General features: G+C 71.4%; 12 protein-coding genes. All 12 read right to left on the bottom strand.

Going from position 1 to position 17818, the window contains the following annotated elements; genetic code table 11:
• Positions 1–109 precede the first annotated feature (109 nt).
• Positions 110–2650 carry a cellulose biosynthesis cyclic di-GMP-binding regulatory protein BcsB gene (locus tag ASF58_RS15865; RefSeq protein ID WP_082513116.1) on the bottom strand — a complete coding sequence of 847 codons (2541 nt, stop codon included), beginning with the start codon at positions 2648–2650 and terminating at the stop codon, positions 110–112.
• 11 nt (positions 2651–2661) lie between these two features.
• Positions 2662–5082: a UDP-forming cellulose synthase catalytic subunit gene (gene bcsA / locus ASF58_RS15860; RefSeq protein ID WP_055954424.1), complete on the bottom strand. Its 2421-nt coding sequence runs from the start codon at positions 5080–5082 to the stop codon at positions 2662–2664.
• 297 nt (positions 5083–5379) lie between these two features.
• Entirely contained in the window at positions 5380–6129 is a 750-nt protein-coding gene (bcsS, locus tag ASF58_RS15855) for a cellulose biosynthesis protein BcsS (protein WP_055954432.1), read from the bottom strand.
• 670 nt (positions 6130–6799) lie between these two features.
• Positions 6800–9325, bottom strand: coding sequence for a response regulator (locus tag ASF58_RS15850; RefSeq protein ID WP_055954421.1), 2526 nt, complete (start codon positions 9323–9325; stop codon positions 6800–6802).
• A 173-nt stretch (positions 9326–9498) separates the two neighbouring features.
• Positions 9499–11157, bottom strand: coding sequence for an FAD-dependent oxidoreductase (locus ASF58_RS15845; RefSeq protein WP_055954418.1), 1659 nt, complete (start codon positions 11155–11157; stop codon positions 9499–9501).
• 377 nt (positions 11158–11534) lie between these two features.
• Positions 11535–12371, bottom strand: a complete 837-nt coding sequence (locus tag ASF58_RS15840) for an alpha/beta hydrolase (RefSeq protein WP_055954415.1) — start codon at positions 12369–12371, stop codon at positions 11535–11537.
• A 102-nt stretch (positions 12372–12473) separates the two neighbouring features.
• Entirely contained in the window at positions 12474–12599 is a 126-nt protein-coding gene (locus ASF58_RS27515) for a hypothetical protein (RefSeq protein WP_280137548.1), read from the bottom strand.
• Positions 12600–12970: 371 nt separating this feature from the next.
• On the bottom strand, positions 12971–13591 hold the full coding sequence (locus ASF58_RS15835; RefSeq protein ID WP_055954412.1) for a hypothetical protein: 621 nt from the start codon (positions 13589–13591) through the stop codon (positions 12971–12973).
• A 210-nt stretch (positions 13592–13801) separates the two neighbouring features.
• Complete coding sequence (locus ASF58_RS15830; RefSeq protein ID WP_055954409.1) at positions 13802–14215, bottom strand: hypothetical protein; 414 nt, start codon at positions 14213–14215, stop codon at positions 13802–13804.
• Positions 14216–15007: 792 nt separating this feature from the next.
• Positions 15008–16417: a TAXI family TRAP transporter solute-binding subunit gene (locus ASF58_RS15825; protein WP_055954407.1), complete on the bottom strand. Its 1410-nt coding sequence runs from the start codon at positions 16415–16417 to the stop codon at positions 15008–15010.
• Between the two features lie 112 nt (positions 16418–16529).
• Positions 16530–16967, bottom strand: a complete 438-nt coding sequence (locus ASF58_RS15820; protein WP_055954404.1) for a BA14K family protein — start codon at positions 16965–16967, stop codon at positions 16530–16532.
• 299 nt (positions 16968–17266) lie between these two features.
• Positions 17267–17661, bottom strand: a 395-nt coding sequence (locus ASF58_RS15815; protein ID WP_244477360.1) for a CsbD family protein, incomplete at its 3' end; no start/stop codon positions are given.
• Positions 17662–17818 lie beyond the last annotated feature (157 nt).

Here is a 17818-nt window from a genome sequence, read left to right as displayed (position 1 = left end):
GTCGCGCATCCCGTGGCCAGGGCGGCCGCGAGGGCTGCGCGGCGGACGGTCCGGAGCGGGCGTCTCAGGCGCGGGCGTCGTAGGCGCAGGCCTCTCATGCGCAAGCGTCTCATGCATTCCTCCGGCCGACGTTGCGGACCATGAGCGCGGTGGTCAGCCCGAGGCAGAGCGCCAGGGCCAGCGCCAGCGCCGCGTAGACGGCGGGATTCATCGAGAGCCAGCCCGCCACGACGAGCCGGAGGTTCCAGAGCGAGGGGGGGCGGGTCTCGACGATGCGGACGGTGTCGGGCTCCACCGTGTCCAGGCGGCCGTCGGCGGCGTCCAGGAAGGCGAAGCGCCCGCCGATCCGCGACCAGACCCCGGGATCGATGAGGCAGGCCACGGAGGCCTTGAGCAGGAGCGGGTTCGGCGCCGTGATCAGGGTGGTGGTGTCGTCCACGCCGATCCCGCCACTGGACAGGGCCTGGGCCAGGATCAGCGAGGCGCGGGGCGGCACGGCCGAGGCCCGCTCGGAGGCATCCGCATCGATCCAGGTCCGCGTCTCGCCGAGCAGGCCCCGGACCGTGGCCGAGGCCCGCTCGACGAGGCCGTCGGCGGCCTCGACCAGGGGATGGCGGGCGCGCAGGGTCTCGTCCCACTTCGTCACGAGGTCGCCGTCGCTGGCAGACGCCCGGCCCGTCCGGCCCCCGGCGGGGGCGTCCGGTCCCGCGCCGCGCGGCGGCACCGGGCCGGCCACGCGGAAGCTGAGATCCGGCAGGCTGCAGCGTGCCGGCACGTTGCGGCGCAGGCGATCGAGGGTCGGAGCCGGTACCGAGCCGGACTGACCCGCCGGACGGGCCGTCTCGGCGCGGGCTTCCCAGATCCGCCGGATCTGCTCCGGATCGAGGCCGAGCCCGGTCAGCGTCGCGGGCGCCACGGCGCGGACGGGCGCGACCATCAGGGTCGGTCCCGTCCCGCTCTGCGCCTCGGTGGCCAGCTCGAAATCGATCACCCGCCCGGCCGCGCTTGCCAGCCGCGCGGCGATCATGGCGCCCGCCGCCACCGTGTCCCGATCCAGAACGGGCAGCACGAGGCGCGGCCGCTTGCCGTCCTCCAGGAAGGGCGCGCCGCCGCTGGTGGTGGCGGCGAGATCCGGGATCCGGGCGGCGCGCGCCAGGTTCGGAACGCTCAGGGTGGTCCGGTCGAGGAACAGGAAGCGCTCGCGCTTCGACTCGCTCGTGCTCGCGGCGCAGGTGGCATCGCCGGGCGTCGGCACCTGCGCCGAGATCTCGACGCGGTTCAGGCCCGGCCGCCACAGGCCCAGGGGCAGCGGGATGGTGGTGTTCTCGAAGACCTCGCCCCGCGTCTGCGGCAGGGGCACGCTGGCGGCGTTGCGGCCGTTGAGGTCGACGAGGATCCGCGCCTCCGACGCGAGACCGGACGCGTAGGCGCCCGAGAGGTTCAGGAGCATCTTGCCGTAATCGGCGGGCAGGAAATCCGGCGGCAGCTGGACGTCGAAGCGGGTGGTCAGGAGGCGGCCGGAGAATTCCCGCGTCGCCACGCCGAGGGCGTGCAGGGCGATCCGGTCGCCGCTCTCCAGGGGGGCACCCCGCAGCAGCGCCGCGGCCTTCAGGCCGCGCGGCGTGCCGTAGGGTTCGGTGCCGCGGGCCAGGGTCGCGATCGCCGACTCGATCTCGTCGTAGCTGGTGCCGCTGACGACGAGGGCGGGGGCCCGATCCTCCCGCGGCGGCAGCATCGCGAGCTTCGGTCCGGTGATCGGGCCGACGGCCTCGATGTCCGGCGTGCCGCGCAGTTCCGCCGCGGTGCCGACGATGAGGTTGATCCCGCTGCGGCCGGTCATCACCGAGCCGAACTCCACCACCGGGCGGGCGATGCGGCCGACGAGGCCGATCGCCTCGATGGCGTGGAACATCCGCTCGAGGCGGGGCAGGCTCGGCTTGTCGTTGATCACCACGCGGACCGGCAGGGCGCCGCCGTCGTCGGGTTCCAGCGCCGCGAGGTCCTTCAGCTCGATCCCGGCGGCCGCCACGGGGGCCACCACGAGGCCGGAGCGCGAGGGATCGATCTGCGTCCAGAGTTCGTAGGTCGCGTTGAGGGAGCAATCGACCCGGTGCCGCTGGCTCGCCGCGAGATCGATGGCGTTGTAGCCCAGCTTCAGGCTGCCCTCGGGCAGCTCGAACTCCACCACCTTGACGGCGCCGGGCGCCTGGATGCGGGTGCGGCCGACCACGACGCCGTTGACGCTGGCGACGAGCTCCGACGTCTCGGGCGCCACCGAGATGGCGGACAGGTAGGACACCCGCAGACGGGGACGCCCGCGGCTCTGCGCTTCCGTGACGTAGACGGGGAAGCGCAGGACGTCCTCCTCGCCCTCCAGGCGGAACCCGCCGGTGGTGGCCGGCAGGCGCCGGGCGGGCCCGATGGTCGCCAGGGCGCCCTCCCGGGCCGCCGGAGCCGGCGTGGGGGCGACGGCGGCCGCCGGTCCGCGCCCGCGCACGGGCTCGCCCCCGCGGCGCAGGGCGTCGCCCGCGGGCGGAACCGAGAAGCGCTCGGCGGGGCCGGCACCGATGAAGCTCTGGGGCCGGGCCTCCGTGGCCCCGCCCACCAGCGCCAGCGCGAGAAGCCCGCGGGTGATCGTCGTGACACGCATGCGAGCCTCCCTCACGACCGGGCGTGCAGGTCGGCGCCGCGCCCGCCGCCCGCCGCCCCGCCGAGCAGGCGATCGTTCTCGAATTCCAGCATCAGGCGGACCCAGTCGGTCCCCGGTTCGCCGTCGTTGCTGCGCGCGAAGCTCGGCCGGGCCGGCAGGGGATTCTCGGCCGGGCGCGGCCGGGCGGCCTCCGCCCCGCCGGGGCTGCCGCCGGGCAGGAGCGGCGCCCGCGGCGTGGCGCGCGGAAGCGCCGTGTCGGTGGTGGGGGCGGCGGCCGCCTGCGGGCGCGGCTTGAACAGGTAGCTGACGGCGCGGAACGGCTCGACCAGGCCCCACCAGATCAGCTGGAGCGTGCCCGAGACGATGTTCTTGTGCCGGCGCCGGCTCTGCTGGAAGCGCAGCAGCGCGTCCGCATCGCCGTACATCAGGCTCGCGAGGCCGGCATAGCCCTGCGCGTCGAGGGGCTGGAAGCGCAGGGTCACCACCACGTCGTCGCCCGCATGGGCGATCGTCCCGACCTCGAACGGCAGCACGCCGCCGGCGGGGGCGCCGTCGAGGGGCTGCACCGTGAGCTGGCCGGTGCGGTAGGTGCTGCCGGTGCCGAACGGCAGGACGTCGGCGCCGAACCGGACGGTGCAGCCGACGGCCGAGGCGCGGTCCACCGCCACGTCGAGGGCGCGCCCCGCCAGCATCATCCGGCCCTGCCGGTTGATCGCCAGGGACGGGCTCGCCTCCGTGACCCGGCGCTCGGCCACGACGCCGAGGGCGGCGCCGGCCATGAGCAGGTTGAAGAAGTTCCACAGGCCGACCACGAGCATCAGGTTGGTGACGCCGGGCTCGAACAGGTAGCGGTAGAGGGCCGTGGCGCAGCCGAGCAGCAGCAGGCCGTAGACGGCGAAGAACGGCCAGGCCAGGGCCGAGAGGTGGTCCTGCTCCAGGGTCGTGCCCTTGGCGGTGACGTTGAAGGTCGGGCGCCGGGGCGAGACGATGACCGAGGCGATGGCGCGGAACAGGAACAGGCCCTGGACGTACTCGTAGAGCTCGGAGACGAAGGGCCAGCGGAACTTCCCGTAGACGTAGTTCTGCATCATCAGGTTGATGACGACGTAGGTCGCCGTATAGGCGATGGATTCATCCACGCTGGCGACGAAGATCTTCAGGTCGAAGAAGATGTGCAGCAGCGGCGAGAACATGAAGATCAGCCGTGGCACCGGGAAGAACCAGAACGTCATGCTCGACAGGTAGGCGACCTTCTGGATCGTGTGCAGGCCGCGCTTGAAGAGCGGGTTCTTCAGCATCAGGATCTGGAACATGCCCTGGCACCAGCGCGAGCGCTGGCCGATGAAGGCCTCCAGGGTCTCGGGCTGCAGGCCGGCGATCAGGGGCTTGTCGACGTAGATGCTGTTCCAGCCGCGCGCGTGCAGCTCGAAGGCCGTCTCGCAATCCTCCGTGATGGTGACGCCCGAGAAGCCGCCCGCCTCGTCGAGGGCGCGCCGGCGCAGGAGCGCGGCCGAGCCGCAGAAGAACGAGCCGTTCCACTTGTCGAGGCCGCGCTGCGTCACCGCGTAGAACATCTCGTTCTCGGAGGGCATGCGGTCGAAGGTGCGCAGGTTGCGCTCGATCGGGTCGGGATTCAGGAAGGCGTGCGGCGTCTGCACCAGGAACAGGCGCGGGTCCTGGGCGAAGTACCCGATCGTGTCGCGCAGGAAGGAGCGGAACGGGACGTGGTCGGCATCGAGCACCACGACGATCTCGCCCTGCGAGTGCTTGAGCCCGTTGTTGAGATTGCCCGCCTTGGCGTGCTGGTTGCGGGCGCGGGTGCGGTACTCGACGCCGAGGGAGGCGGCCAGGGCCTGGAGCTCCATGCGCCGCCGCATCGCGGCCTGCGCCTTCACCGGATCGGGATCGGCGCATTTCTGGTCGGTGCCGCCATCGTCGAGCAGCCAGACCGTCAGCTTGTCGGCGGGATAGTCGATCAGGCGGGCCGCCGCGAGGGTGACCGAGAGGATGCCCGCATCCTCGTTGTAGCTCGGCACGAAGATGTCGACGGTGGGCAGCGCGTCGAGGGCCTCCGGATCATCGGCGGCGGCCATCGGCGGGGGCGCGCGCCGGAGCGGGTCGGCGTTGATGGTCAGGCTGACGAACAGGATGAAGACGCAGTAGAGCTCGCCCAGGAGGAGCAGGAGCCCGAAGCCGAAGCTGACCGGGTCGCCGACGGAGGGCAGCGTGTTCGTCACGCGCCAGAACATGTAGCGCAGCACGACGAGGCTTCCCAGGGCGAGGAAGACGAAGCGCGCGGGCTGGTTGTCGAAGAACACCCACAGCACCACCATCGCCGCCATGGCGCAGAGGCTCATGATCAGCTGGTCCTGCGTGCTGACGGGCTGGCTCAGCAGGACGAGGACGGCAGCGGCCGACGCGATCCAGGCCATCCAACGAAATGCACTTGCCACGAGCCTGCCCTTCCGCAATCCGCGTCGCCCGCGTTCCACCGGGGCCGACCTGGGCCCGGGGGGCCTTCAGGGTCGCAACCTGCGCGGGAACGGGACGGCGCAATACCTGTGAAACACCTGAGCGATTAACCTGCCAACAGAATCCCGGCCACACGTCGCAGGAATTGTGCATGTCCGGGATTGAACGCGCTCAACTGTTGTAAGATGGCACATATGAAAAAACGTGACGTGCGTGCACCCGCACGAAATCGAACCTAACAAAGTCTGAACAGTCCGCTAAAATGCGGTTCTCGCTTCGACGGTTGAATAGTATCCGCTGCCCTGGATGCGGTCCTTCACGTAGCCGACGCCGACAGCCATCTTGATCGGGCCGAAGGAAAAGCCTGTCAGGTGTCCGCCGATGCGGTATTGATTGAAGAAGTTGTCGCCGAGGAACATGGCTTCAGGGCCGATATAGACCCCGTCGGCGACCATGTACCCGACCCGGAAGCGCGAATAGTAGGCGTTGAACTGGGTCGAGTACGAGCCGTAGGCCGAGACCATCGTGTTCTCGGTCGGCCGCGCATAGAAGTTGGCCGCGAACTTGGCGCCCACGCCGGTTCCGACGACGGGGTTGCCCGGATCGAGGATCGACAGCTGGTTGCTGCGGACGTTGAAGCCGACGAACCCGGCCAGGGCCGCATCGCGCCAGATCCACTCGTAGCCGCCCGACAGGGCGCCTTCCTGCTGGTAGCCCGTCACCCGCTGGCCCACCTTCTGCCCGGGATAGCTGTAGGTGCCGGCGACGCCCTCCACGCGCAGGCGGGGACCGCTCTCGAGGAGCGTCCCCTCCGTGGCGATCGTGCCCGTCACCGAGCCGAAGGCGGAACTGTTGGAGGTGACCGCGACCGAGGCGTCGACCGCCACCGTCCAGTTCTCGTCCAGGATCACGGGTTCCGCACCGGTGTACCAGTCCGCAGCGACGGCGGCGTGCGAGGGGCCCAGGACCAGGGGCAGGGTCACGGCGAGAAGGGCGATGCGCGACATCGAGGCGGACGATCCGTTCCGGTGAGGCATTCGCGCGCGATGGATGGAGATCGACGGCGTCCGCTCGCGGTAATTCATCGACCTTCGGGGTTAATTGAAACTTAACGCGCGCACGAAAGCTGGATCTCGCAAGTCGCGAAGGCCGGCGATGTGCTTTCATGCAACATATGATGTTCTTGGCGCCAAGGTATTACCCAAGAATTTGCCCTTGCGATGATCATGTGAAGAGCAGTCTGACAAAGAAACGTCCGGTGATCTCCAGCGTTTCGGAGCTATTCTGATAACATCCGGGCAGGTCAGGGCAGCGAAGTGTCAAGGTTATGCAGCCGAGGGACGTGAGGGGGCGGTGCCGGCCCGGTTCTCCGTCTCCGCAGCGTGGCCGGGACGGGAGTGTTGGTCGTCGGACCTGCGGTCTCGGTCGCCGCGGGGGCTGCCGATCCGGGCCCGGATTTTTTCTGAGGATGGCCCTGTGGATTGTGTCCGCCTGGCCGCGCGCGACGCCGTGGTCCCGTCCGGACCCGCTTCGCGCGGCGCGTGGCGCCGGTGGCGCCGAGGGGCTTCCGGTTCGCAGGGCGAACGCCGTGACGCCCGGATCACCCCCGCCGTCGCGCGCCCTGCCCCGCCGGACGGTCCGGGACCGCCGACGGGGATGGCCGGCCGCGGGCGGCCTTCAGGCCGCCTTGGCGGCCGGGTCGCGGGCGGCCCGGCGCATCACGGCGGCGAGATCGCCGTAGCGGAACGGCTTCGCGATCTGCAGGAAGGCCCGGGCGCTCTCCGGCAGGTGGCCCTGGGGGCCGGCCAGGACGATGCGGATCCCGGGATGGTGCTGGACCACCGTGGCGGCGAGCTGGAGGCCGCTCATCACCGGCATGCGCTGGTCGGCGATCATGACGTCGAAGCCCTCCGGCGCATCGAGGAGCGTCAGCGCATGCTCGGCGGAGCCGGCCTGGGTGACGAGGTGACCGAGATCGGTGAGCGCCTCGGCGAAGCTCTCGCGGACCAGGGTGTCGCTATCGACGAGGAGGACGCGGAGGCGCGGCTGGACCGTGGCCGTCTCCTCGTGTCCGGCCTCGGCCGGGGCCTCGCTGGCGGGGATCCAGATCTCGGCCAGGAAGGCGGATTCGCCGCGCCCGTCGGCCACGAGGCGGAAGCCGCCGCCGATGCCGCTGAGCAGGCTCGCCACGGCGGCCGTGGAGCGCTCTTCCCCGGCCGGCTTCGCGGGGGCGGGCAGCCGCGCCGGCGTTCCACTGGCCAGGACCAGGCGCACGTAGCGACCCGGACGCAGGGCGATCCCATCCTCCTCGGACAGCACCCGCTCGTCGGCGCCGATCGCGAAGCCCTCGGAGCCGAGATCGCGGACGTGGAAGGCGAGGTTCAGCAGCACGGCCTCCAGCACGGCCTCGCTGCACTGGGCGCGCGCGAGCCCGGAGCGGACCCGGAGCTTGATCGGAGCCTGGTTCAGGACGTTGGCGCTGAGGAACGGCACGAAGGCCGTCAGGGCGGTCCCGATCTCCGTCTCCTGGAGCGTGGCGTCGTCCCGGCGCACGAATCGGACCAGGCGGCGGGTCAGGCTGGAGCCGCGCTGCGCCCCCGCCAGGGCCGCCTCGACCAGGCGCACCTGGTCGGGGTTGAGGCCATACCGGCGCTTGAGCGTGCCGAGATTGCCGCTGATCACGGTGAGCAGGTTGTTGAAGTCGTCGACCACGCCGTCGATGACCTGGCGCAGCATGCTCTCGCCGCGCCGTTCGGTGGCCTGCGCCGTGCTGTCGGAGGGGGCCGTGCCGTCCTGCGCGCCCGTCTCACCGCCGGCCAGGCCTGCGGGAATCTCGCGGCTCAGGGCGTGAAGGCGGGCTGCGCCGGGGGCGGAGACCTCCGCACTGCCGCGGATGAAGCGGACGAGGAGGCGACGGGTTTCCTGGCTGTCCGCCGTGTCGGCGCGGCGCAGGACCACGTCGTGCGGGCCCTCCCCGTCCAGGGCGGCCTGCATGGTGAACTGCATCAGGTCGCGATCCTGCGGCTTGATGCCGTCCGTCAGGTCGGTCAGCGCCACGGCCCGGTCGGTGGTGGTCGCGACGCCCGGGCTGGTGGAATCCACCCAGGTGACGTTGCCGGCGTCGGTGTCGATCTCCCAGTAGGTCCAGCCCGACATCGCCTCGAAGGTGCGCAGGCGCTCGCGCACCCGCGCCAGGGCGGTGCGGGCCTCCTGCAGGGCGCGGGCCCGGCTGCGCTCGCGGGCCGCCAGGTGCTCGGCGCTCGCCCGGAACTCGGCGATCCGCGACGGCACGATCGCCTCGCCGTCGGCTTCCGTGATCCGGGCCAGGCGCCGGGTCAGGCGCCCGGTGAGGAGGTAGACCAGGCCGGCCGCCAGCAGGGCGGCGGCGAGCCAGAGCGCGCAGAGGCGCGGATCGGGCAGGCCGAGACCGGCGCCGCGTGACTCCGTCGTGCGGGCGACCGCGAGCCAGCCCGAGGGGCCGAGGTCGCCGTAGCCGGCACTCGGGGTGGCGTGCTCGACGGTGCGGGCGCCCCCGTCGGCGCTCGGCCGCGCGGCGCCGCTGACGAGCGCCCGGCCATCGGGAGCCAGGACCGTGAGGGCGAGGGTGGAATCGGGCGTGGGCTGCGCGCGCAGGATGCCGCCGCGGAGATCGGCGAGCCAGGTGTCGGCCAGGCGGGCGACGAGGTACTCGGCGTTGCGGGCGCCCGATCCGGCGACCGGAATCGCGACCTCGAAGGGGACGGGGTCACGGGGTGTCGCCGAGGCGGTGACGAGGGTCGTGGCGGCATTCCGTGCCCCGGTGAACCAGGGCTGCCCCGAGACGTCGCGGCCGATCATCTCCTCTTGGCCGGCGGCCCGGACGCGTCCGTTGGCACTGACCAGGAGGATGTCGGCATAGGCCGGGCGCAGGTCGGCCCAGGCACGCAGCACGGCCTGAGGATCGGCGTCCATCAGGCCGGTGCCGCTCTGGCGCAGGGCGACGGCCGCGGTGCGCAGGTCCTGCGAGACCGCGAAGAGGCCGTGGTCGAGGGCGCCGGCGAACGCCTCGGAGGTGCGACGGACCTGGGCGGCATCCGGTCCGGAGCCGCGCGGCGGGCTGGTCAGCGCGAGGCTGCTCCAGACCATGACGGCGCTGAGCACCACGACCGTGCCGGCCTGGAAGGCGGCCAGGGACCTGAGAGAAACGCGATCCAATCCCAACATGCCGCTGATCGCTCCGCTGCCTGCACTTCCCGAAACGCGACACCAGACGGACGGGCCCTGCCACCTGTGGGGAGAGGATGGTTAATTTTCCTTTAAATGCAGTTGGCGCCCGGCGCTGATCAAATGTTCGGCCGGCGATACTTGTCAGGGCACCCGGCCGGTGGCCGGGACGATCAGGGTTCGGTCTGCAGGAAGCCGTGGACCGCCTGCACGACCACGGAGCCTTCGCCCACCCCGGAGGCCACCCGCTTGACCGAGCCCGCGCGCACGTCCCCGACGGCATAGAGGCCCGGGACGGTGGTGGCGTAGGGCGACGCGGCGGGCGTCCCGTCGGGTCGGACCCCCGTCGGCACGAAGCCCTTCGGGTCGAGGGCGAGGCAGTCGACGAGCCATCCGGTGTTCGGCACGGCCCCGATCATCATGAAGACGTTCCCGACGGCCCGGGTCTCGCTCAGGTCGCGCGACCGGTCGGTCCAGGTCACCGCCGTCAGCGTGTCGTCACCGTGGAACGCGGTGATCTCGGTCCGCGTGTGCAGCGTGATCCGCGGCGACGAGGCGATCCGGCGGACGAGGTAGTCGGACATGGTCGCGGCGAGTCCCTCCGCCCGCACCAGGAGGTGGACATGGGCCACGGTGCGGGACAGGAACATCGCGGCCTGCCCGGCCGAATTTCCGCCGCCGACCACGATCACCTCCGCGCCGGTGCAGAGCTGCGCCTCCATGGCGGTGGCGGCGTAGTGGATGCCCTGTCCCTCGAAATGCGCGTAGCGCGGCAGGTCGAGCCGCCGGTAGCGGGCGCCGGTGGCGGCGATGACCGCGCGGGCGGGAATGGCCGTGCCATCCTCCAGGAGCACCCGGAAGGCTGGTCCGTGGCAGTCGAGGCCGGCCGCCATGCGGGAGATCGCGAGCCGCGCCCCGAACTTCTGCGCCTGGACCTGGGCCCGGCCAGCCAGGGCCTGACCGGAGATGCCGGTGGGAAAGCCCAGATAGTTCTCGATCTTCGAGGACGTGCCCGCCTGACCTCCCGGCGCCATGCCCTCGACCACGATGGTGTCGAGCCCTTCGGACGCAGCGTAGACCGCGGCGGCGAGGCCCGCCGGCCCGGCCCCGATCACCGCGACGTCGTAGACGCGGTCCGGATCGATCGCCTCCGTCAGCCCGAGGACATCGGCCAGCACGGCGTTGCTCGGGTTGCGCAGGACCGCTTCGCCCGGCGCGAGGACCACCGGCAGGTCGGCCTCCGTCAGGCCGAACCCGTCGAGCGCGGTGCGCGCCGCCTCGTCGAGGGCGACGTCGAGGATGCGATGCGGATAGGCGTTGCGAACGAGGAAGCGCTCCAGGCGCAAGGTCTCGCGCTGGTGACCGAGGCCGATCAGGACGACGCCGCCGCGCCCATGCCGGATCAGCCCGACCCGGCGCAGGATGAAGGCCCGCATGATGATCTCGCCGATATCCGGCTCCGCGGTCACCAGCCGTCGGAAGGCTGCGCGGTCGATCCGCACCACCTGCGCGTCGCTGGCCGTGCGTCCCGAGACCAGGATCTCGCGATCGTTGAACAGGTCGAGCTCGCCCGTGAACTGGCCTTCGGTATGCACGGTGAAGACGGTCGCCTGGCCGGCATGGTCGGTCTCGAACATCTCGATCCGTCCGGCCCGGACGAGGAAGAAATCCACCCGCCGCTGGCCGCGCGCGAAGATCACCGTGCCCGCCGGCAGGGTTTCCTCCCGGCCGTAACCGGCGACGCGCTGCGCCATCTCGTCGTCGAGGCGCGGGAAGGTCTGTGCGATGCGCTCGTCGCCGTCGGTCGCCGTCGTCAGGGCTGTGTCGCTCATCTTCGGACCACTCCGTCACGCCCGACCGGCCGGCACGGCCGAAGCAGCAGGGTCGAATCCTCCCCGGGGCATCGGGTCAGGCAGGGTGTGCGACCGCCCCGGCGCGGGACGGGGTCGGGTCCCGCGCCGCGACGCCGTCGCGGCCGTCCCGCCGAAGGCGAGCGACGACGCGGCGCCCGCGGGACCCGTCCGTCCGGGCCCCGGGCACGAGGGTCGGACGCCGTGCAGGGATTCGGGTTCTGGAAGCGTCTCGGGTTTTAAAAGCGTCTCTTCCGAACGCGGGAAAACCGCTTCCGCCCCGCCCTCCCCCGCCGCGGCGCCGTCCGGCCAAGGGCGGCGGCTCGCGGCGGCTCGCGGCGGCGAGGGAGTCGGGGGGGTCAGCCCTTCACGAAGGCGAGGAGGTCGGCATTCAGCACCTCCGCATTCACCGTGAGCATGCCGTGCGCGTAGCCCGGATAGGTCTTGATCGTCCCGTTCCGGAGGAGCTTGATCGACTTCAGCGCCGCATCGGCGATCGGCACGATCTGGTCGTCCTCGCCGTGCAGGACCAGCGTCGGGACGCCGATGGCCTTGAGATCCTCGGTCTGGTCGGTCTCGGAGAAGGCCTTGATCCCGTCGTAATGGGCCTTCGCGCTCCCCATCATGCCCTGGCGCCACCAGTTCTGGACCACCCCGGGAAGCACCGTCGCGCCGTCGCGGTTGAAGCCGTAGAAGGGGCCGCCCGCCACATCGAGGAAGAACTGCGCGCGGTTCGCCGCGGTCGCGGCCCGGAAGCCGTCGAAGACGTCGCGCGGCAGGCCCTCGGGGTTGGCGTCGGTCTTCAGCATCAGGGGCGGCACGGCCGAGACCAGCACCGCCTTGGCGACGCGCCCGGCCGGTTCGCCGTGTCGCGCGACGTAGCGGGCGACCTCGCCGCCCCCGGTGGAATGGCCGATATGGATGGCGTTGCGCAGATCGAGGGCCTCGACCACCGCGAAGGCGTCGGCGGCGTAGTGATCCATGTCGTGGCCGGCATCGACCTGGGCCGAGCGGCCGTGGCCGCGCCGGTCATGCGCCACGACCCGGTAGCCCTGGTGCAGGAAGAACAGCATCTGGGCGTCCCAGTCGTCGGACGAGAGGGGCCAGCCGTGATGGAACATGATCGGCTGGGCCTTCTTGGGCCCCCAATCCTTGAAGAAGAGTTCGACGCCGTCCTGGGTGGTGACGTAGGGCATGGCGATGGTCCCGGTCCGAGAGGGAGAGAGAGCGTAGCGTCGAAGGGCGGTCTGGCTCCACGCCCGTCGAGACCCCCGTCGCGTGGCGGCGGGGCGGCCGCTTCAGCGGCCAGCCGCGAAACTGCGGTCGCTGGCCGCGCTGGTCGGCAGCGGGGAGACGCCGGGCCGGACCACGGTGGGGGCGTCCGGCGGGCAGGTGCCGCGCGGGGGCGTCGCGTGAAGCAGCATCGTTCGCGGCTCTCGATCATCGTGGCCCGATGGCGCGCCGACGGACCGGCGCCCCCGTGTCGGGAACGATGTGAGCTATGGTGCCCGGTGGTCGGACGGGCTTGTCGATTTGCGCCGCGACTTGGACGATCGCGTCATTACGCCGGGATCCGAAGGGCGGGTTCGGGACGCGGGATCGGGCGGCGCGCGATTCCGGGCGACCGGTTGCGATCCCGCGCCGAGGCGCCGCCCGCGATCCCGGGCCCCGGTCGTCGGCCGAACGGGCAACGCCACGAGCCGATGGCGCGAACCGAGGATCGGAACGCGCCATCGGGCAGGTTTCGGCTGGGGAGACACCGGTGCGCGCACTCGGTCTCGGTCGGTCGCGACGCTCAGCGACCCTGCTGCGGCATCAGTGCCTGGGCCTGCTGGACGGCCTCGCGGCAGGACGCATCGCCCTTGGCGTTGAGGTCGGTCGCACGCTGCAGGGCGGTTTTCGCCTGCGAGACCTTGTCCTCGGATGACAGGCCAGGAGACGCGGACGCCTCACCGCCCTTGGACGCGACGACCGCGGCGGTCGGCTTGTTCTCCGATTGCGCGCGGACATCGGCCGGCGACGTGGCGATCTGACCCGTCGCCACCGAATTCGCCTGGCCCTTTCCGGCCGCCGCGGCGACCGGTCCGGCGACACCGCCGACCGTCCCCGGGGAGCCGCCGCTCTCGCGGGAGGCACCGCCCTGCTGCGCCCGATCCGTCTCCGACGTTCCAGGCTTGGGGGCGTTCGCCGTGCCGGTGCTGGCGGTCTGATCGGCCGACGCGGCGCCCGGACCCTTCTGCTGCCCGGTATCCGGCTGGGACACCGGGGCGCCCATGCCCACCTGGGTCCCGAGCTCACGCTTGAGCTTGGCGATATCGTCGGTGCAGGGGCCGCCCTCCTGGGCAAGCGCGGCCGTGCTCATGAGGCCGAGAAGGGAGAATGCGGCGGCACCGCGGATCATCTTAAGACGTGGCATGGAGTTCCTCAGTGAAATGCTCCCACCAACGTCAGAATGGAATCTGAGTTCAAATAAGAATTGGTAATTACAAGTATAAATTCGAGCGTGTCCGGCTTGGCCGAAGCTGTGTGGCTTGAACGCAAACGCCGATGCGCCCGGGGCAAGCCGGGCGCATCGGTGGGTCACGTCATCCTGTCACCGGGAGCGTTCCGGCGCAGGAGGGTCGGATCAGTATCCGTAACCGTAGGCCGGGTAGCCGTAGCCACCGCCGTAGCCATAGGCGGGCGCGTAGCCGTAACCGCCGCCGTAGTAGCCGACCGGACGGCCATAGCCGTACCCGTAGCCGCCATAGCTGTTGGCCACGATCGCACCGGCCGCGAGGCCCGCGATGCCGAGGCCGATGGCTGCGCCGGGGCCGATGCCGCGACGGTAGCCGTAGCCGCGACCGTAGCCGCCATAACCCCGGTACCCGCCGTAGCCGCCCCGGAAGCCGACGCCGCGATAGCCGTAACCGCCGTGACCATAGCCGTAACCGCCGTGGCCGTAGCCGCCGCCGTAGCCCCAGCCACGGGCCTCGGCCGGTGCCGAGGCCAGCAGGCCGAGTCCGAGTAGGGCCGTCGAAGCCAGTGCAAGCTTGCGCATGCGATCTCTCCTGTCGTGTGGGATATAAGCTGATAACAGCCTGGCGCTTGGCACGTTCCGGTGCGAACCGTGGTTCAACACGTCACAGGGTCAGGAGGCGTTTCCGCCGCGATAGGCATCGTCGCCTATCGCGGGGGCAAAGCCGTGGGAAAACCATCGGTGGTCCGCCCCAGGGATCGCTCTGACCGATCGGATAACGCGCATCGTCGTTCCGGACCGGCGGACGAAGGCCGTGCAGGCCTCGCGGTCCTTTGATCGCCGCGGCCTCAAGTCCGAGGTTTTTGCCGAGACGCGAGGCGGCAGATGCCCCGATGCGCATGGGGATTCCGGGCTTCGATTTGGAAACGGAGTAGCTCGGAAGCCGAGAACCAGATCAGGACCGGACCGTGCCTTCACCCGCGTCAGGCGACACGCCCGTGCGTGATCGGCGATGATCGGACACCGTCCGGCCCATGGTCTGACCGGGCATGCCGGTCTCAGGAGCCGGCCAGCATGTTCGTGGATTGGAACGCGACGAGGATCAGCGTGACCAGGGCGGCTGCCGCGGTGAGGTAAGTCACCGTCTTCATGAACTTGGACATGGTTTCAAAGGCTCCATTCGGACAAATCGTTCGGGCGCGGGGGCTCGGAAGGCCCGGCCGCGTGCAGCGGGATCGGCAGGACCGGGTCAGGTCGTCGAGGGGTAGCCCTTGCTCATCTTTGGTCTCCGTTGGGGGGTGAAAAGGTCTTGCGGGGTGGAAGCGCCCGCGGCCGCGGAGGAAGCCGGACAGGCAGCGGTCCGGGATCGCGTCGTCAGCCGGCCGCGGCGGCCTCCGTCGAGGTCGTGCGCCCCGCCAGATCGCTCGACTCGGCGGCGTACTGGCTGGCCGCGATGGTGCGCTTGACCGTGGAGCGGGCCGCATCGATGGCGATGGCCGCCGCCGACATGGTGCGGGCCTCGGTCGGGCGTTCGAGGGCGTGCTTGGCGATGTCGCCCGCGAGGTCGTCGATCTCGCGGGCGAGCTGTTCCAAGCGCGGCGCGTCGGCGCTGTCCTGCGCCTCCTGCCGGATCTCGAGCAGGCGGTCGGTGGCCTCCTCGATGCGCTCGCGGCGCAGGCGCGACAGGCGCTGCCCGACCCAGGCGAGCGCCGAGCCGATGCCGCCGCCGAGGAAGGCAACGAGGTAGATCCAGGTCTCGTAGCGCTCGACGAAGCCCTGCTGCTCGCGCTCGAAGAAGTCGACGGCCCCGGGATGGATCGGCAGCCGCGCGCTCGTCGCGCCCGCCGTGCTGTCGTAGCTCGGCGCCTGCACGTAGTCGGCCGCCGGCGTCACGTTGGCCATGCCGCTGCGCATCTCGAACAGGTGCTGCGTGACGTCGGCCGCGACCGGGCGGGAGAGGCTGGTGCGCGCCATCAGGCGATAGGAGGCCCCCACCGTATGGACATCCTCGGCCGGCACCTTCGGATTGCCGCCGAAGGTCTCGGCCGGCATCGTCACGGCCTGGAGGCGCGGCAGGCGCGCGATAATGGCGTCGGCGTTCTCCACGTCGACGAAGGCGACCTTTCCGCTCCGGCTCACCCCCTGCACGATCCCGACGATGCGCTGCGCGGTGGGCGAGGTCGGGGCGATCACCGACACCACCGCGTCGATCCGCTTGCGGGTGAAGGCGCCGGCGAGCTCCGCCTCCGTCATCTCCACTAGGGCCACGTGGCGCGGCGGCACCGGGCCCTCGGGTTCCTTGTCGAGGAGCGTCAGGCCGTAATGCTCGACCATGGCCTTGATCAGCGCCTGATCGGCGTCGCGATGGGCCAGGATGGCGAGGCGCTTGCGATCGAGCTGTGGGAACCGGGTCAACCCGGAGCCGTCCGGCGAGGCGATGATCATCGCCTGGTCGCGCAGGATCGCCAGGGTCAGACCGTTGTCGGGCAGATCGACGTCGGGACGCACGACCGCGAGGTCGGCGCGTCCCCCCTGGAGGGCGGCGGCGCTGTCGCGCACGTCGTCGAGGGCCAGGACCTTGAGGCGGATCTCCTTGTGGCGCTTGGCGAGGGCGTCGGCATAGGCCTGGATCAGGGCCGGCTCGGTGCCGTCCCGGGGCGCCACCGCCACCGTCAGGACCGTGGCACGCGAGACCCAGTAGGCCGCCCCCGCCGCGAGACCGAGAAAGACGGTGAGCAGCAGGAACACGAGTTCCGGGCGCAGCAGGATCCTGGCCAACTTCATCGGGTGAACGTCATCGGGCGGACTTCATCGGGCGGACTTCATCGATGGTCGTTCGCTCCCTCCCGACGGGGGAGTCCCCCGTCGCGTCCTCGCGGCCCCGCATCACCGAACCCTACGGGCAGGAATGCCGTTGGCCGTCGTTGCCGAGGTAGGTGCCGCTGGCGGCATCGTAGGACCGGAAGCGGCGGGCGCAGGCGGCCACGGCCTCGGCCGGCACGCCGCGCGGAGCAGCCTGCGCCTGGGAGTTCGCGATGGCTCCACCGATGATCGCGCCGGCGGCCAAGCCGGCCACGCCGGCCCCGACCGCCGCGCCGATGCCGGGCCCACGGCGATAGCCGTAGCCGCGACGGTAGCCGTAGCCCCGACCATAGCCGCGGCCACCCCGCCAGCCGTGACGGTGACCGAACCGGCGATACTGCACGTACGCAGTCGGCAGGTCTCCGTGCGCCAGGGCCCCGACGGCAGGGCTGGTCGTCGTCGGGGCTGCCTGGGCCGGGAGCCCGATCAGGGCCGCGGCGACGGTGGCGGCAAGGGCGAGGGTCAGCTTCATCGTGGGGGTGTCTCCGGGCGGATGGTGGCGTTGCGCCGAGGGCGGCCTCAGTAGCCGCGGCGGTTCGGCGGAGCGGCGGAACGCCCGCCGAAGCGGCGGCTGACGTAGGCGATGAGCTTCGGAAGCAGGAAGGCGGTGAGAAGCTTGCGGATCATGGGATGGTCTCCGGTGTCGTGGGTTCAGTGCTTGCGACGGGACAGCCAGCCCACCGCGAAGGCGACGGCGGCGAGGCCGAGGAGGGCGGAGGTGCGGTTGTCGTCGGCGTAGCGCACGGCCTGTCGGCCGTAGGTCGAGCCGCNCAGCCCACCGCGAAGGCGACGGCGGCGAGGCCGAGGAGGGCGGAGGTGCGGTTGTCGTCGGCGTAGCGCACGGCCTGTCGGCCGTAGGTCGAGCCGCGCTGGCGGGTGGTCTGGGCGAAGGCGCGGCCCTCGTCGAGGAGGTGGTCGGCGCGCGCGCGACCGTCCTCGATCCAGTGGTCGGCGCGGTCGCGCACCGCGTGGGCGAGGTCGCGGCCGTCATCGACGAGGTCTTCGGCCCGGTCGCGGGCGCGGCCGTAGGCGTACTGGGCGCCGCCGGCCACCTGGTTCACGGCGCCGCGCACCTGGCGCGCCGGGTCACCGGTGAGGCCGCCGACGGCGGTCTGGGCACGGCCCTTGAGGTGGCGCGAGGCGCCGCGGAATTGATCGCCGTTCATGACAGGTCTCCGGCTGTGTGAGGATCCGGCCGGTCGCGGGGACCGGCCGGGGCTGGGCTCAGACGCGGCGGGCGTCGGTGCCGTCGGCGAGGGTAAGGCGCTTGGGAGCGCCGAGGCGGCCGCCGAGGAAGCCGGCGAGCGCGCCCAGGATCAGGGC

The sequence above is a fragment of the Methylobacterium sp. Leaf125 genome (assembly GCF_001423085.1).
Lineage (GTDB): Bacteria > Pseudomonadota > Alphaproteobacteria > Rhizobiales > Beijerinckiaceae > Methylobacterium.
The sequence above is the reverse complement of the archived record's forward strand: the minus strand, read 5'-3'. Positions and strand labels throughout refer to the sequence as shown.

What these genes read in the sequence shown, in the direction of transcription:
- ASF58_RS27515 (WP_280137548.1), bottom strand. Translation starts at nt 12,599, where the DNA reads ATGCTGCTTCACGCGACGCCCCCGCGCGGCACCTGCCCGCCGGACGCC.
- ASF58_RS15865 (WP_082513116.1), bottom strand. Translation starts at nt 2,650, where the DNA reads ATGCGTGTCACGACGATCACCCGCGGGCTTCTCGCGCTGGCGCTGGTG.
- ASF58_RS15840 (WP_055954415.1), bottom strand. Translation starts at nt 12,371, where the DNA reads ATGCCCTACGTCACCACCCAGGACGGCGTCGAACTCTTCTTCAAGGAT.
- bcsA (WP_055954424.1), bottom strand. Translation starts at nt 5,082, where the DNA reads ATGGCCTGGATCGCGTCGGCCGCTGCCGTCCTCGTCCTGCTGAGCCAG.
- ASF58_RS15835 (WP_055954412.1), bottom strand. Translation starts at nt 13,591, where the DNA reads ATGCCACGTCTTAAGATGATCCGCGGTGCCGCCGCATTCTCCCTTCTC.
- ASF58_RS15825 (WP_055954407.1), bottom strand. Translation starts at nt 16,417, where the DNA reads ATGAAGTTGGCCAGGATCCTGCTGCGCCCGGAACTCGTGTTCCTGCTG.
- bcsS (WP_055954432.1), bottom strand. Translation starts at nt 6,129, where the DNA reads ATGTCGCGCATCGCCCTTCTCGCCGTGACCCTGCCCCTGGTCCTGGGC.
- ASF58_RS15820 (WP_055954404.1), bottom strand. Translation starts at nt 16,967, where the DNA reads ATGAAGCTGACCCTCGCCCTTGCCGCCACCGTCGCCGCGGCCCTGATC.
- ASF58_RS15850 (WP_055954421.1), bottom strand. Translation starts at nt 9,325, where the DNA reads ATGTTGGGATTGGATCGCGTTTCTCTCAGGTCCCTGGCCGCCTTCCAG.
- ASF58_RS15845 (WP_055954418.1), bottom strand. Translation starts at nt 11,157, where the DNA reads ATGAGCGACACAGCCCTGACGACGGCGACCGACGGCGACGAGCGCATC.
- ASF58_RS15830 (WP_055954409.1), bottom strand. Translation starts at nt 14,215, where the DNA reads ATGCGCAAGCTTGCACTGGCTTCGACGGCCCTACTCGGACTCGGCCTG.